This window comes from Actinoplanes sp. L3-i22 (assembly GCF_019704555.1).
Lineage (GTDB): Bacteria > Actinomycetota > Actinomycetes > Mycobacteriales > Micromonosporaceae > Actinoplanes.
In genome coordinates this window covers 1,004,431-1,018,020 of the sequence record NZ_AP024745.1, presented here as the reverse complement: position 1 = coordinate 1,018,020, position 13,590 = coordinate 1,004,431, and the positions used below count along the sequence as shown (strand labels likewise).

Annotated in this window: 12 protein-coding genes and 2 pseudogenes; 5 read left to right on the top strand and 9 right to left on the bottom strand. The window is 69.5% G+C overall.

Going from position 1 to position 13,590, the window contains the following annotated elements; translation table 11 throughout:
- Positions 1 to 21: 21 nt before the first annotated feature.
- From ftsX to L3i22_RS04685, 4 genes are all read right to left on the bottom strand, one after another.
- Positions 22 to 897, bottom strand: a complete 876-nt coding sequence (ftsX, locus tag L3i22_RS04700; RefSeq protein WP_221325775.1) for a permease-like cell division protein FtsX — start codon at positions 895 to 897, stop codon at positions 22 to 24.
- A 66-nt stretch (positions 898 to 963) separates the two neighbouring features.
- A complete protein-coding gene (gene ftsE, locus L3i22_RS04695; protein ID WP_221325774.1) occupies positions 964 to 1,644 on the bottom strand; it encodes a cell division ATP-binding protein FtsE in 681 nt (226 codons plus the stop codon).
- A 140-nt stretch (positions 1,645 to 1,784) separates the two neighbouring features.
- Positions 1,785 to 2,897 carry a peptide chain release factor 2 gene (gene prfB / locus L3i22_RS04690; protein ID WP_221325773.1) on the bottom strand — a complete coding sequence of 371 codons (1,113 nt, stop codon included), beginning with the start codon at positions 2,895 to 2,897 and terminating at the stop codon, positions 1,785 to 1,787.
- A gap of 54 nt (positions 2,898 to 2,951) precedes the next feature.
- The gene (locus tag L3i22_RS04685; RefSeq protein ID WP_221325772.1) at positions 2,952 to 3,467 is read right to left on the bottom strand and encodes a PadR family transcriptional regulator; all 516 of its coding nucleotides are present in this window, start codon (positions 3,465 to 3,467) and stop codon (positions 2,952 to 2,954) included.
- Positions 3,468 to 3,809: 342 nt separating this feature from the next.
- On the opposite strand from L3i22_RS04685, the gene L3i22_RS04680 reads away from it, so the two are divergent.
- Positions 3,810 to 4,928, top strand: a complete 1,119-nt coding sequence (locus L3i22_RS04680) for a hypothetical protein (RefSeq protein ID WP_221325771.1) — start codon at positions 3,810 to 3,812, stop codon at positions 4,926 to 4,928.
- Between the two features lie 156 nt (positions 4,929 to 5,084).
- On the opposite strand, the gene L3i22_RS04675 is transcribed toward L3i22_RS04680, so the two are convergent.
- Entirely contained in the window at positions 5,085 to 5,615 is a 531-nt protein-coding gene (locus L3i22_RS04675) for a hypothetical protein (protein WP_221325770.1), read from the bottom strand.
- Between the two features lie 138 nt (positions 5,616 to 5,753).
- Here L3i22_RS04675 and L3i22_RS04670 point away from each other — a divergent pair, with 138 nt between their 5' ends.
- The 3 genes from L3i22_RS04670 to L3i22_RS53290 all read left to right on the top strand — a co-directional run bounded on the left by L3i22_RS04670 (position 5,754) and on the right by L3i22_RS53290 (position 7,570).
- Positions 5,754 to 5,981, top strand: coding sequence for a helix-turn-helix domain-containing protein (locus L3i22_RS04670; RefSeq protein ID WP_221329782.1), 228 nt, complete (start codon positions 5,754 to 5,756; stop codon positions 5,979 to 5,981).
- 824 nt (positions 5,982 to 6,805) lie between these two features.
- The gene (locus L3i22_RS54560; protein ID WP_370644370.1) at positions 6,806 to 7,195 is read left to right on the top strand and encodes an Rv3235 family protein; all 390 of its coding nucleotides are present in this window, start codon (positions 6,806 to 6,808) and stop codon (positions 7,193 to 7,195) included.
- Between the two features lie 240 nt (positions 7,196 to 7,435).
- Entirely contained in the window at positions 7,436 to 7,570 is a 135-nt protein-coding gene (locus tag L3i22_RS53290; protein WP_255657946.1) for a hypothetical protein, read from the top strand.
- A 171-nt stretch (positions 7,571 to 7,741) separates the two neighbouring features.
- Here L3i22_RS53290 and L3i22_RS54555 read toward each other — a convergent pair.
- Together L3i22_RS54555 and secA are read right to left on the bottom strand one after the other, a co-directional pair.
- Positions 7,742 to 7,834, bottom strand: a pseudogene (locus tag L3i22_RS54555) (SEC-C metal-binding domain-containing protein); the annotation flags it as partial.
- 116 nt (positions 7,835 to 7,950) lie between these two features.
- Positions 7,951 to 10,645, bottom strand: a pseudogene (secA, locus tag L3i22_RS04660) (preprotein translocase subunit SecA); the annotation flags it as partial.
- Positions 10,646 to 10,829: 184 nt separating this feature from the next.
- On the opposite strand from secA, the gene L3i22_RS04655 reads away from it, so the two are divergent.
- Positions 10,830 to 11,924: a GNAT family N-acetyltransferase gene (locus L3i22_RS04655; protein ID WP_221325767.1), complete on the top strand. Its 1,095-nt coding sequence runs from the start codon at positions 10,830 to 10,832 to the stop codon at positions 11,922 to 11,924.
- Here L3i22_RS04655 and hpf read toward each other — a convergent pair.
- Complete coding sequence (gene hpf, locus L3i22_RS04650) at positions 11,908 to 12,525, bottom strand: ribosome hibernation-promoting factor, HPF/YfiA family (protein WP_221325766.1); 618 nt, start codon at positions 12,523 to 12,525, stop codon at positions 11,908 to 11,910. The two genes, L3i22_RS04655 and hpf, sit on opposite strands and share 17 nt — an antisense overlap.
- A gap of 282 nt (positions 12,526 to 12,807) precedes the next feature.
- Positions 12,808 to 13,527: a ComF family protein gene (locus L3i22_RS04645; RefSeq protein WP_221325765.1), complete on the bottom strand. Its 720-nt coding sequence runs from the start codon at positions 13,525 to 13,527 to the stop codon at positions 12,808 to 12,810.
- Positions 13,528 to 13,590 lie beyond the last annotated feature (63 nt).

The window sequence follows — 13,590 nt, the reverse complement described above, 5'->3', positions numbered from 1 at the left end:
CACAAAGGTCCGGATAAGGGACTAGACCTTGAGGTAGAACCGCAGGGTGATCCAGGCGGTCCCGGCGCTCAGCACCGCACCGACCCCGGCCAGCAGCGGCAACATCAGCCAGACGTTGCCGTTCGGCACCGGCGTCAGGATCGCGGTCAGCGCCTGCAGCTTGTTGTCCAGCAGGACCACCTTGCCGATGAACAGCCCGACGAACCCGAGGACCGCGCCGGCCACGCCGGCGACCACCGCCTCGAGGACGAAGGGTGCCTGGACGAACCAGTTCGACGCGCCGACCAGCTTCATCACCGCCACTTCTCGGCGCTTGCTGTACGCGGCGACCTGGATGGTGTTACCCACCAGCAGCAACGCGGCGACGGCCATCACGATCGCGAAGACCAGTGACATCAGCTGGACCGAGTTGAAGATGTTGAACACCTTCTGCAGCAGTTCCCGCTGGTCGATCACCCGCTGGATGCCCGGTTCGCCCTCGATCTCCTTGGCGAACTTGTCGTAGTCCTCCGGGTTCTTCAGCTTCACGCGGAACGACTCCGGCAGGCTGTCCGCGTTCACGGCGGCCACGAAGTCGGGCGAGTCGGCGTAGAGAACCTTGAAGCGCTCGAGAGCCTGCTCCTTGGTCTCGTGGTTGGAGGACTTGACCAGCGGGCTCGCCTTCAGCTTCTGATCCAGTGCCTGGATCTGAGCGTCCTCGACGTTGTCCGCCAGGAAGATCGAAACCTCGATCTCGCCGTAGTAGAACGTCTTCATCCGGTCGACCTGCAGATACATCAGCACGCTGGCGCCGAGCATGGCCAACGAGACCGTAATGGTGATGATCATGGCGACCGTCATCGTGACGTTCCGCCACAGGCCCACCAGGACCTCGTTGAGAACGTACTTCACGCGCATCGGGGGGATCCTTCCAGGACTCCGCGTGTTGCTGAATCGGCGTTGAACATGTGGGCGGAGCCGGTCTCAGCCGTAGACACCGCGGGCCTGGTCACGGACGATCCGTCCGCTTTCGATCTCGATGACCCGCCGGCGCATCTGGTTGACGATGTTGGAGTCGTGCGTGACCATCACGACGGTCGTACCGGTCCGGTTGATCCGGTCCAGAAGACGCATGATCTCGATCGACGTGTCCGGGTCGAGGTTACCGGTCGGCTCGTCGGCGAGCAGGATCAGCGGCCGGTTCACGAAGGCCCGGGCCACCGCGACACGCTGCTGCTCACCACCGGAGAGCTCGTGGGGATACCGGTGCTCCTTGCCGCCGAGGCCGACCAGCTCGAGAACCTCGGGAACGACCCGCCGGGCGACGGCCTTGGTCTTGCCGATCACCTCGAGGGCGAACGCGACGTTCTCGTACGCGGTGCGGTTGGGCAGGAGCCGGAAGTCCTGGAACACGCAGCCGATCGAACGGCGGAACTGCGGGACCTTCCAGGAGCGCAGTGAAGTGACGTCCTTGGCGTTCACGACCACCTTGCCGCGCGTCGCCTGGACCTCCTTCAACAGCAACTTGATGATCGTCGACTTACCGGAACCGGAGGGGCCGATGAAGAAGACGAACTCACCCTTCTCGATCCCGACGTTGACATTGTCCAACGACGGCCGAGACGCCTTCGGATACGTCTTCGTCACGTTCTCGAGCTGAATCACGGGAGTGGAGTCTACGCGGTGTAACGAATTCGCCAAGTCCGCCGGGGTCGGGAATCTTCGCGACCTGCGGCAACAACAAAAATGAGCGACCCTCACCTGACCGAGCGTTCAGATGGGGTCGCTCAACGTCACCAAACCGCCTAGGCGGCCATCTCGTTCTGCTTGCGCCAGCGGATGCCCGCCTCGATGAAGCCGTCCACATCGCCGTCGAAAACCGACATCGGGTTGCCGACCTCGAACTCCGTACGAAGGTCCTTCACCATTTGGTACGGGTGCAGGACGTACGAACGCATCTGGTCGCCCCACGATCCGGTGGTGTCCTGCTTCAGATCGGCCATCTTGGCCCGCTCCTCCTGGCGGATGCGCTCCAGCAGGCGGGCCTGGAGAACACGCAAAGCGGACGCCTTGTTCTGCAGCTGGGACTTCTCGTTCTGACACGTGACCACGATGCCGGTCGGAATGTGCGTCAGCCGCACCGCCGAGTCGGTCGTGTTGACGCTCTGCCCACCCGGGCCGGACGAGCGGTAGACGTCGGTCTTGAGCTCGTTCTCCGGGATCTCGATGTGGTCGGTCTGCTCCACGACCGGCATCACCTCGACACCGGCGAAGCTGGTCTGCCGGCGGCCCTGGTTGTCGAACGGGCTGATCCGGACCAGCCGGTGGGTGCCCGACTCGACGCTCAGGGTGCCGTAGGCGTACGGCACCTTGACCGTGAAGGTGGCCGACTTGAGGCCGGCCTCCTCCGCGTACGACGTGTCGTAGACCTCGGTCGGGTAGCCGTGCCGCTCGGCCCACCGCAGGTACATCCGCAGCAGCATCTCGGCGAAGTCGGCGGCGTCCACGCCACCGGCCCCGGCCCGGATCGCCACCAGCGCCTCGCGGGAGTCGTACTCCCCGGAGAGCAGGGTGCGGACCTCCATCTCCTCGATCGACTTGGTCAGCGTGGCGATCTCGGCGCCGACCTCCTCGACCGAGTCGGCGTCACTCTCGGCCTCGGCCATCTCCAGGAGCAGGCCGGCGTCGTCCAGGCGGGAGCGCAGGCGCTCCAGCTTGGAGATCTCACCGGCGACGTACGACAGACGACTGTTGACCTCCTGCGCACGGGCCTGGTCGTCCCAGAGGTCGGGCGCGGACGCCTGCTCCTCGAGATCCGCCTTGTCCCGGCGCAGCTTGTCGACGTCCAGGACGTTCTCGATGTTGCGCAGGGTGGAGTCGAGCGCTTTGAGTTGTTCGGGAAAGTCGGCAGCGGTCACGACACTCAAGACTACGCCGCCCGGCCAGATCACTGGCCGGGGCGTCGGGAAAACTCAATCGGACGGAACGGTCTTCAACCAGCTGAGCGCCGCCTTGTGATAGGCGACGGCGAACTCCAGCGCGGCCGCGCCGTACGAGTCGTCGTTCTTCTTCGCCTCCTTGGCCTGTTCCTTGGCCATCGCCAGAGCCTCGGAGTGGTACTGGTTGGCAGTGGTGTAGAGGGTCTGCAGCTGCTCGGTGCTGTGCTGCTGACCGAAGGCGACTCGCAGCGCGACCGGATTGCGCAGCGCGTCCCGGCCGGGCGACTCGGTCAGCCAACGCCCGAAGGCACGCTTCCCGGAGGCGGTGATCGCGTAGGGCTGACTGGAACGTGGACCCGGCTTGCCGAGGCGTACATACCCCATCTCGGCCAGTACGGGCAACTCGCGGTACACCTGGCTCCGCGTCATCGACCAGTAGGGCCCGAGGCGGCGTTCGGCAGCCGCCATGAGCTGTCCGCCGGTCATCGGCCCCTCGTGAAGCAGGCCGAGCAAGGCGGCAGCCGTGGGATTGATTTGGAAGTCGGGCATGCCTTCTAAGCTGCCACTTTGTCGGTCCGGCGTCCAGGATTTCGCACGATCCGTCCAGTTTGCGCCTCCACAAACGACTGTCCCGCACAGACAGTCCGACAACGAGCGGTCAGACCGGGCGTTTCGCGCCCCATCGCCGAGTTGACCAGCTAAAATGGAGCACCTATTCGGTCAGACAGGCAGGCCGAGGCAGGAAAACCCCATAGCTGGACAAGTCGCCGCGCACATTCGGACAATCAGTACATGTGGCGGTTCTCCCTCCCTGGGCCCGCTCCCACGGGCGGTTTCCGGCCCGCTGACGGCCGGTAAGGGGTCCGCAGGTTCGCCTATTACCCTGACCCCATGACCGACCCCGAGCCCCAGTCCGCCCCGGAGACCCGCGAGGTCTCCCGCCTCACCGCGATCCTGCTGGCAGTCGCCGCGATCGCCTGGGCGGCCGGGATGCTGCTGTCGGCCCGCGCCAAGATCACCAGCTGGGCGGACGCGGCGATGGAGGTCACCTCGACGGCCTACGCGCTGCCCGGCGCCGTCTCCGCGGCCATCGTGGCCGGTGCCGCCGTCGCCCTGCTGGTGCTCACCCTGCTGAGCGGCCGCCGGCCGCTCGGCGCCACCGTCCGGTTCACCATCGGCACCGGCAGCGGGCTCCTGGTCGGTGTGCTCTGCGCGCTGGTGCTCTTCACGATCAACACCGAGGGCACGATGTACGCCGCGGTCGGCGGAACGGTCGCCGCGGCCGCCACCATCGGCGGGGCGTTCGCCGGCCTGCGCGTCCCGCCGGTGATCGCCGCCGCCGGCTGGGCGACGCTCGGCGTCTTCGCCGTCGGCCTGGTCCTGAACGACCAGTACGTGCAGAACCCGGTGCTGAACCTGCTCGGCAACGACTCCACCGAGGCCGCGGCGAATGCCAACCAGAATTTCGCGTACGGGCAGTCCGCGCTCAGCGGTCTCGCCGCCGGCCTGATCGTGTTCGTCGTCCTGCGCCGCGCCGGGCGCCGGGCCGGCGCCGACCTGCACTGGCCGTTCTACCTGATCGCGGGCGCCGGTGCGGGCCTGCTGTCGGTGATCTCCGAAGTGCTGACCCGGACCGCCGGGGCGCAGGTGCTCGACCTGGCCGGCAAGGTCAGTGAGCTGGAGAAGTCGGTGCAGGAGATCCTCAGTACCAACCGGTTGAACAGCGCGCTGATCGTGCTCTTCGTCGGCGCGTTCACCGCGATGGTCGCGGTCGGACGGACGCTGTCCCCGGCGGCGGACGAGGACGAGGACGAGATCACCGACGCCGCGGCGGCCGGCCGGGCGGACGCCGCGGATCAGTCCGACATTGCGGACACTCCGGCGGCGGGGTGGTCCGGCCCGGCCGATCGGTCCGACAAAGCGGACGCTCCGGTCGAGCTCAAGGCCGACGCGGAGACCGCCGACGAGGCCGTCCACGAGGAGCGGTCAGCGCCCGCCGAGCGGGGCTGAGGGTTTCCGCAACCACCCTCGGACGTCGCCCTGCAGGGCCTCGCGTTCTGGGCGCGCCAGCGCCCTGCGAGGACCGGAAGGGTCCCCGCGGGAGCGACGATCAGTTATTGGCCGCAGCCGAGGCAATGAAGAATTTGATCTTTTGAAGTACGGGTTTCAGAGCAGCTCGCCGAGCTCGGTGACGGCGTACCACTCCAGCTCGTGATCCTCGGCGCTGTCGACGGTGAACTGCGCGTCCGGGTCGCCGGCGAGGGCCTCGTCGATCACCTCGGCGGCCGCCGCGACCGCCTCGACCGCGTCGGTCCCGTCCACGTGGATGCTCGCCACCTCGGTCATCTGCACCGCGCCGGGCAGCCGGACCGTGCTGGAACCCAGCTCGATCTCCTCCCGGAGCAGCGCGGCGGCCGGCACGTCCGCGGAAACCACCACCCGGCGGCGGGGCGCGTCGCCGTCGTGCCGGAGCAGCTGCAGAGCGGCCTGCGCGGCCCGGGTGAAGGCCACGTACTCCAGCTCCTCCTCGTCGCCCTCGGCATACCACTCCCGCAGCGCGGGCGTCACCGCGTGCGCCTCGGTCGCCCCGGTGCCGAGCCGGCCCTCCGCCCGCAGGGCCGCCAGCATCGGCATGGTGGCCGGCACGTAGACCCGGACCAGCTCGGTGATCGGCACGTTCTCCTCCTGTGTCGCCATCCCGGTCAGTACACCGCCGCCGCGGTCCGGGAGAGGCCCATTCCACCAGGCGTCTCCGGATCGTGGACACCCGGGATGATGACAGCGGCAAACGGTGGCAAACTCAAGCTGCCGTAGTCAACGAGGGTGGAGGCCACCGTGGAGTCCCGGTTCCTGTTGCTGTCCGACGTGGCGGCCGAGCTGAACGTCTCGGACTCGCAGGTCTATCACATGGTGCGCAGCGGTGAACTGCCCGCGATCAAGATCGGGGGGCGGGGGCAGTGGCGGGTGGAGCGGGCCCGGCTGGAGGAGTACATCCAGGGGAAGTATGCGGAGACCGCGGCCTGGGTCCGGGAGAACCCGATGAGCGAGCGGGATCCGGAGTGAGCGGGTCCTAGGTTTCGGCGGATCCTGCCGCCTCCTCGAGTTTGTGCCTCCCAAGTACGTGCGCTTTAAGCGGCTCATGTGGCTTTTGTGCGTCGTTTCAGAATCGCCTCGCGGCGTTGACGGTCGCTTGTGGACGTGGGCAGACTGGGCCTGTCGCAAGCAAACGGAGGCAAACGCAAGGATTGGCGGTGAAGATGCGGTCCGCGACCGACATTGCACCCGCCGGGTCCCGCGCGGCGATACGCCTGCGCCCGGTCCCGCGGTATGAACCCCCGTTCGACGACGAGCTGACGCCTCAGCTGTGGTCGTCGGCTCAGCAGTTGGCGCTGGACTGGTCCCAGCCGCCCGCGCCGGACCAGCCATCCGGTCGAGGCCGGGCGGCGGGGCGCAGGCCCGCCGGCGGTCCTGCCGGCGGCGGTCCTGCCGGCGGCGGTCCTGCCGGCGGCGGTCCTGCCGGCGGCGGTCCTGCCGGCGGCGGTCCTGCCGGCGGGGATGGGTCCGGCGGCGATCGGGCCGAGGGGCTGAGCGTCCGTGGCAGGAGCCGGGGGTCCGGCACGAGCGGCGAGATCCACGAACCCGGCGCGAGTGGGCAGCGCGGGTCCGCCGGGCTCGACAGCAACGCGAGCCATGGGTCCGGGGGCGGCGCCAATGCGGCCGGCCCGGGGCTCGATGCCGGCGGGCGGGGCGTGCCGGGACGGGTCGGGCCGCGGCTCGGCACTCATCTGTCCCGGGCGAACGCGGCCTGCGACGGCGGCGCGGACTGCCCCGGGGTGGGCTGCGGTACAGCTCACGGCAGCGCCGGGGCCGGATCCGGCGGTGTGGCGGTGGAGCCGCCGGTGGTGGCGGGTGCTTCCGGGGACGCGAAGCTGGCGGTCAAACGGTTCGTGCGGATGTGCGTGGAGGTCCTCAACGGGCACCGCCCGGCGACGCACCTGCGGCAACTGTCGCTTCCCGCCGAGGCCGCCGATGTGGTGGCGCAGGGGCTCGCCGGGGCTCGGCGGGTCGCCGACATGCGCCGTCCGCGCCGGCCCGGTGACCGGCGTCTGCAGCGGCCGTCCCCGGTCGCGGTGCTCCGGGTCCATCTCTGCGAGCCTCGGGCGGGCGCTGTGGAGGTCGCCGTGGCACTGGTCACCGGAGAACGCACCTGGGCCATGGCACTACGCCTCGAACTCCACCAGGAGGCCTGGTCCGCCACCACCCTCCGCCTCATCTAGCCGCCGGCCACTCCTGCCGGGCCGCCCACAGCCCGGCAGGGAAAGCCGAGCCTCCGACCCACAGCTCTGCGGGGAGAGGCGGGCTGTGCCGCCCTACAGCCCGGCACAGCCCTGCCTCACGGCGCGGCGCGGCACGGCGCGGCACGGCGCGGAAGGCCGACCGAGCCCGCCTCACGGCCCGGCGTCGAGGCCAGCCCGTCCCGCGGGCGCGGCCCAGGGCGCGGCCCAGGGGCCCTCGGCGTGATCGCGGGCGCGGGCGTGATCGCGGGCGCGGGCCTGATCGCGGGCGCGGGCCTGATCGCGGGCGCGGGCCTGATCGCGGGCGCGGGCCTGATCCCGGGCCTGGTCGGGGCCGCGGGCGTGGGAAGTCGGTGAGGTGTGGAGATGGGTGGCGCAGGTAGCAGGGGAGGCACCCGGGGCGCCCGGTGAGCTACACGGGCGGCGGGCGTTCCGGGTTCCACAGACAAGGCCGCGCGGACCGCGCCAACGAGAACGGCCCGCGCACCGGCGGAGAGCCGGGCACGGGCCGATCGTCAATGCTGCGGGTCAGGCGGGGCCGCTCGGGGCTCCGTGGCAGCGCTTGTACTTCTTGCCGGAGCCGCAGTAGCACGGCGCGTTGCGGGACGGCCCGTTCGACTCGGACTCCTTCGCCGCGTGCCGGCCGGCCGTGGTGTGGGCCGGGTTCGCCGGGATCGGCGAGCCGCCCGGGCCGAACGCCGACGGCACCTCCGGCTGCTGGTTCTGGATCACCGGGCTGCCGCCGCCGGCCTCGCCGTCGATCGCCGGCGCGGTGTACTGCAGGTTCTGCGGGCGGTTGCCGCCCCCGAGACCCTTGGCGCGCACCTCGACGTGCTCGACCGGCACGTCGTCGTCCGGCACGTCGCCGACCTTGGGCAGCGCGAACGCCTGCGACGGGTCGACCGTGATGGTGGGCTGCTCCTCGACCTGGACTTCGAGGTTGAAGACGAAGCCGACGGCCTCCTCCTTGATCCCCTCCATCATCGCGTTGAACATGTCGAAGCCCTCGCGCATGTACTCGACCACCGGGTCGCGCTGCGCGTACGCCCGCAGGCTGATGCCTTCCTGCAGGTAGTCCATCTCGTAGAGGTGCTCGCGCCACTTGCGGTCGATCACCGCGAGCAGCACCTGCCGCTCCAGCTCCCGGACCGCCTCGGAGCCGAGCTCCTCCTCGCGGGCCGAGTACGCCCCCTGGGCGTCCTGCTTGAGCTGCTCGATCAGGAACTCCTGGTCGATCGCGTTGCGCTCGCCGCCGGACTCCTCGATCAGGTCCTCGATGGTGAGGGTGACCGGGAAGAGCCGGCGCAGGTTCGTCCAGAGCTGCTCGAGGTCCCAGTCCTCCGCGTAGCCGTCGGAGGTGGCCACCGTGACGACGTCCGCGATCACGTCGTCGATCATGTGGGTGACCTGGTCGTGCATGTCCTCGCCGTCGAGCACCCGCTTGCGCTCGGCGTAGACGACCTGGCGCTGCTTGTTCATCACCTCGTCGTACTTCAGCACGTTCTTCCGGATCTCGGCGTTCTGCGCCTCGATCTGGGTCTGCGCGCTGCGGATCTGCCGGGTCACCATCTTGGACTCGATCGGCACATCCTCGGGGATGTTGAACCGCTCCATGACGGCCTCGACCGCGCCGGCCCGGAACCGCTTCATCAGGTCGTCCTGCAGCGACAGGTAGAACCGGGACTCGCCCGGGTCGCCCTGCCGGCCGGACCGGCCGCGGAGCTGGTTGTCGATGCGGCGGGAGTCGTGCCGCTCGGTGCCCAGGACGTAGAGCCCGCCGGCCGCCTGCACCTCGGCCTGCTCCACCTCGCAGGCCTCCTTGACCTGCGGGAGGACCTCTTCGAGGGCCTTCGCGTACTCCTCCGGGTTCTCCGCCGGGTCGAGCCCGCGCTGGGCGAGCTCCTGCGCGGCGAGGAAGTCCGCGTTGCCGCCGAGCAGGATGTCGGTGCCACGGCCGGCCATGTTGGTGGCGACCGTGACGCCGCCCTTGCGGCCGGCCTGCGCGATGATCGTGGCTTCCTGCGCGTGGAACTTCGCGTTCAGCACGCTGTGCGGGATGCCGCGGCGGCGCAGCAGGGTGGAGAGGATCTCCGAGTTCTCCACCGAGACCGTGCCGACCAGGACCGGCTGGCCGGTCGCGTGCCGCTCGGCGATGTCCTCGATGACCGCGTCGAACTTGGCCTTCTCGGTCTTGTAGATCACGTCCGGGTGGTCGATGCGGACCATCGGGCGGTGCGTCGGGATGCTCACGACGCCGACCTTGTAGACGCTGTTGAACTCGCCGGCCTCGGTCTGCGCGGTACCGGTCATGCCGCCGAGCTTGTTGTACAGGCGGAAGTAGTTCTGCAGGGTGACGGTCGCCAGGGTCTGGTTCTCCTGCTTGACCTCCACCCCCTCCTTCGCCTCGATGGCCTGGTGCATGCCCTCGTTGTAGCGGCGGCCGTGCAGGATGCGACCGGTGAACTCGTCGACGATCAGCACCTCGCCCTCGGCGCTGACGATGTAGTCCTTGTCCTTGCGGTACAGCTCCTTGGCCTTGATGGCGTTGTTCAGGTAGCCGACCAGCGGGGTGTTCACCGACTCGTACAGGTTGTCGATGCCGATCCGGTCCTCGACCCGGGAGACGCCGCGCTCGGTGACCGCGACGGTCCGCTTGGCCTCGTCGACCTCGTAGTCGCCGGCGCCGTCCTTGCCCTTCTCGAGCCGCTTCACGATGGCGGCGAACTCGCCGTACCACCGCTGGGAGTGCTCGGCCGGGCCGGAGATGATCAGCGGGGTCCGCGCCTCGTCGATGAGGATCGAGTCCACCTCGTCGACGATCGCGAAGTTGTGGCCGCGCTGGACCAGTTCGTCCCTCGACCACGCCATGTTGTCGCGCAGGTAGTCGAAGCCGAACTCGTTGTTCGTCCCGTAGGTGATGTCGCACTGGTAGGCGGCGCGGTGGTCGGCGGCCGGCCGGTTCGGCAGGATCACGCCGACGGTCAGGCCGAGGAACACGTGCACCCGCCCGACCCACTCGGCGTCCCGCTGGGCCAGGTAGTCGTTCACCGTGATGATGTGCACGCCGTCGCCGCTCAACGCGTTGAGGTAGGCCGGGAACACGCCGGTCAGGGTCTTGCCCTCACCGGTCTTCATCTCCGGGATGTTGCCGAAGTGCAGCGCGGCGCCACCCATCAGCTGGACGTCGTAAGCCCGCTGCCCGAGCACCCGCTTGGCGCCCTCCCGGGCCACCGCGAACGCCTCGGGAAGCAACGAGTCGAGTGCCTCGCCTTCCTGATAGCGCTCCTTGAACGCCTCGGTGCACTCGCGCAACTCGTCGTCGGTGAGGTCGACGTAGTCATCCTCGATCGAGTTGACCGCGTCCGCGATCGCCTTGAGCCGGCGTACCATGCGGCCTTCACCGGCACGGAGGATCTTTTCCAATATCGACACGGGTCAGCGCTCCCCTAGACAGTCTGCCGAACCATCGTAGGCATCTTCTTCCGAGCGCTGTGACCCGAGCCTCCCAGTAATCTCGCAAAAGGGATTAAACGGGGCAGGAAGTTCGCTGACAGCGCAGTTGGCGACCGATTCGAACCTGTTTGGCGCCCGGGCGAGTCTGAGAAAGGATGTCCCGGTGGATCAGGAGAACGAGGTGGGACTGCGCGCCTTCGGCCCGCAGGACGAGGCGGCTTTCGCCGCGACACGCGAGGATCACCTCGGCCGCCGCTTCCTTCCGCGGCTGCCGGGCACGACCAGCGATTATGCGTACGTGATAACCGCCGGAGGCGCCGGCTACCCGGCCGGCGGGATCGAGCTGGACCACCTGCTGCCCGGGCGAGGCGCAGCGGAGGCCCGGTTCTGGGTCGGGCCGCACGCGCGCCGCCGCGGCATCGCGACCGCCGCCCTGCGCACCCTCGGCGAGCGGGTCTTCGGCGACGGCGCGCCCGGGATCCCCCGGTTGCACCGCCTGGAGCTGCTGATCCAGCAGGACAATCCGCTGGCCCAGCGGGTCGCGCTGGCGGCCGGCTTCACCCGGGAGGGCGAGCGGCGCGGCGCGCTGCCGAACCCGGCCGGCGGGCACGACGACGCGCTGGTCTACGCCCGGCTGGCGATCGACTCCGGCGAGCCGGCCGAGCGGCTGCTGCCGGATCTGCCCGGCGGCGAGCTGACCGACGGCGTGGTCACGCTGCGCCCGCTCAGCGAGGACGACGTGCCGTTCTACACCGAGCTGCACAGCCTGCCGGACATCGTGGCGAGCGGGGTGCCGCCGACCGCCCCGAGCGCGGCCGAGGTGCGCCTGCGCTGCTCCTGGGCGCCCTCGCACTGGCTGGCCGGCAGCCGTGCCGACATGGTCGTGGTGGACGCCGCGAGCGGTCGCCCGGCCGGCGAGATGTCGCTTTACTACCAGGAGCCGCGCACCGGACAGGCGATGATCGGGTACAGCCTGATGCCGGAGTTCCGTGGCCGTGGGATGACCACCCGGGCCGCGAAGCTGCTCGCGCTCTGGGCGTTCGCGGAGACCGGCATCGCCCGGCTGATCGCCGGCACGTTCCCGGACAATCTGGCGTCGCAACGGGTGCTGACGAAGGCCGGGTTCCGGCGCGAGGCGTACCTGCGCTCCCGGCTGCCCGGCATGGCCGGCGCCCGCCACGATGACGTCCAGTTCGTGCTGCTCGCCGAAGACCTGCTGGCGCAGGCCTCCGGCGAGGAGGTCACCCAGCCAGGCTGAGAATGCCGTAGTCGTAGCCGCGCCGGCGATAGACGACGCTGGGCCGGCCGCTTTCCTTGTCCTGGAACAGATAGAAGTCGTGCCCGACGAGTTCCATCTGGAAGAGCGCGTCGTCGACGGTCATCGGCTCGCCGGAGTGCTCTTTCTCGCGCACGATGCGCCATGGCTGGCCGTCGTCGTGCTCGACCAGTTCCTCGACCTCTGGCTCAGCGGTCAGCGTGGCGGTGCCACCCTTGGTCAGGTCGGTGGGAAGGTTCGCGGTGGCGGCGGCGACGGAGACCGGCGCGTGCCGTCCGCGGTGGACGCGGCGACGGTCGGCGGAACGGCGCAACCGGGCGTCCAACTTGCTGAAGGCGCAGTCCAGAGCTGCGTAGAAATCCTGGGCCTGAGCTTCGGCCCGGACCACCGGTCCCTTGGTCATGACCGTGATCTCGACGCGCTGGCAGGTGTCGGCCTGGCGCGGATTGCGTTCGTGGAACAGCTCGACGTCGACCCGGATCAGCTTCTGGTCGTACCGCTCGACCTTGCTCAGCTTCTCGGCGACATGCTCTCGATAGTGGTCGGGAACCTCTACGTTGCGGCCCTTGACGACAATGTCCACTCGTGACCTCCCCCAACGTGAATTCATGGGGCGCCGGGCTGCCGGCGCATCGTGTTGCTTGAGAAGGACGCCGCGCGCCTGGAAGAAAAAACGACGCGGCAAACGTAGTGAGACGACTCCTTTCCGGTACGGCGAGAATCGCTGTTCCCGGTGGCGGGTAAGTTGATGAACCCTACCCTCGTCACCTAGACGCTAACCTGCCGATCCCTGCGAGTCACCCCTCGTTGGGGATACCGGATGGCTGACGTTCGCCTCTATCGGCGCACGCAGGCTTGACTGCAGTCAAATTCCCGGACGGTTTCGGCGAAGTTGTGTCGCTGCCAGCACCGCGGCGCCCGTGACCTGCATGCCCGCCTCCTCTAGACGACGTACCGCGGCGGCCAGCGTGGCCCCGGTGGTGACGATGTCGTCCGCTACCACCAGCGTGCCTCGCCAGGCGTCGCCGCGCCGCAAATTACGGATTCGAGCGGGGCGGATTCGCAGCGAATTGACAGCGGTGATCGACCGTGCGGCGGCGTCCAGTGACGTGGAGTCAGGCCTGGGCAGCGCCCGCAGCGGCTGCTCGACCCGGGCCGTCCAGCCGGCCGCCCGCAACCGGTCCGCGGCGTGCGTGCTCAGCCGGGTCATGTGGTCGCCGTACCGCTCCCGGCGGGCCGCCCGGGTGGACGGGACGGGCACGATCAGCACCGGGCGGTCCCGCGGCGCGACGGCCGCGACGGCACCGGCGAGCAGCGCGCCCAGCGGCCGGGCCAGACGATGACGACCCTTCTCCTTGTACGCCAGCAACGCCCCGCGCAGCGCGCCCCCGTACGGCCCCACGGCCATGCAGGGCGGAAAGCCGGGCGGCGGCGGGCTCGGCGCCGACCAGGCCGGTCGCAGCCCCTCCAGCTCGGTCACACAGGCCGCGCAGGCGCCCTGCCGCAGCCGGGTGCGCTCCGCGCCGCAGCCCGCGCACGCGCCCGGCAGCACCAGGTCGGCCAACTCAGCGAGGACGCCGGTCATGCCCGGCCGCGCTTTCCAGGCGGAAGAAGCCGGCCGCGCACTCCAGGCAGCCGGGGCCGGCCG

Excerpts from the sequence above, each read along its gene's own strand:
- ftsX (WP_221325775.1), bottom strand. The coding sequence starts at position 897 with ATGCGCGTGAAGTACGTTCTCAACGAGGTCCTGGTGGGCCTGTGGCGG.
- L3i22_RS04685 (WP_221325772.1), bottom strand. The coding sequence starts at position 3,467 with ATGCCCGACTTCCAAATCAATCCCACGGCTGCCGCCTTGCTCGGCCTG.
- L3i22_RS04680 (WP_221325771.1), top strand. The coding sequence starts at position 3,810 with ATGACCGACCCCGAGCCCCAGTCCGCCCCGGAGACCCGCGAGGTCTCC.
- L3i22_RS04675 (WP_221325770.1), bottom strand. The coding sequence starts at position 5,615 with ATGGCGACACAGGAGGAGAACGTGCCGATCACCGAGCTGGTCCGGGTC.
- L3i22_RS04645 (WP_221325765.1), bottom strand. The coding sequence starts at position 13,527 with ATGACCGGCGTCCTCGCTGAGTTGGCCGACCTGGTGCTGCCGGGCGCG.